The sequence below is a fragment of the Streptomyces sp. H27-C3 genome, assembly GCF_030063415.1.
Classification (GTDB): domain Bacteria; phylum Actinomycetota; class Actinomycetes; order Streptomycetales; family Streptomycetaceae; genus Streptomyces.
In genome coordinates, this window is the sequence record NZ_JASITA010000124.1 from 1 (window position 1) to 648 (window position 648).

1 protein-coding gene and 1 pseudogene are annotated in these 648 nt (G+C 63.0%); both read left to right on the forward strand.

The features are described from left to right. Window positions 1-259: IS30 family transposase (locus tag QMK30_RS38360; protein WP_283522956.1), on the forward strand; the 259-nt coding region annotated here is incomplete at its 5' end. 8 nt (window positions 260-267) lie between these two features. After that, a pseudogene (locus QMK30_RS38365) lies at window positions 268-495 on the forward strand (tyrosine-type recombinase/integrase); the annotation flags it as partial. Window positions 496-648 lie beyond the last annotated feature (153 nt).

Consider the following 648-nt stretch of genomic DNA (forward strand, 5'->3'; position numbering starts at 1 on the left):
TCGCGGCATGGAACTGGCAGCTCACAAGCAACTCACCGCCGACACCGGCGTCCACGTGTTCTTCGCAGCCCCGCGCAACCCCTGGCAACGTGGCACCAACGAGAACACCAACAAGTTGCTCCGACAGTACCTGCCCAAAGGAACCAACCTGTCGACGTTCAGCCAGGACGATCTTGACGCCATCGCGACGAAGCTCAACAACCGTCCACGCAAGTGCCTAGGATTCCGCACACCACAGAGCGTTGCCTTGACCGGTTGAATCTAACCCTGCGCCGCCACGACCTCCGGCACACCGGACTGACCTGGTTTGCCGACGCCGGAGTCCCCCTACACGTCCTGCGCAGGATCGCAGGTCACGGGTCTCTGACCACCACCCAGCGCTACCTGCACCCGGATGTTCACAAGATCACGGCCGCCGGGGTGGCGCTCTCCGCGCACTTCCATGTTCTGCGCGCACCGCGCTCACTTCCGAGCCCGATCGTCATGACCCGCTGACGACGGTCAAGGACGCCGGTCCCCAGCTGGTCCCCAAAAACGATCAAGGGCCGGTTTCGGATTGCTCCGAAACCGGCCCTGACCTCGACTCTCTTGAGTCGGGACGACAGGATTTGAACCTGCGACCCCTTGACCCCCAGTCAAGTGCGCTAC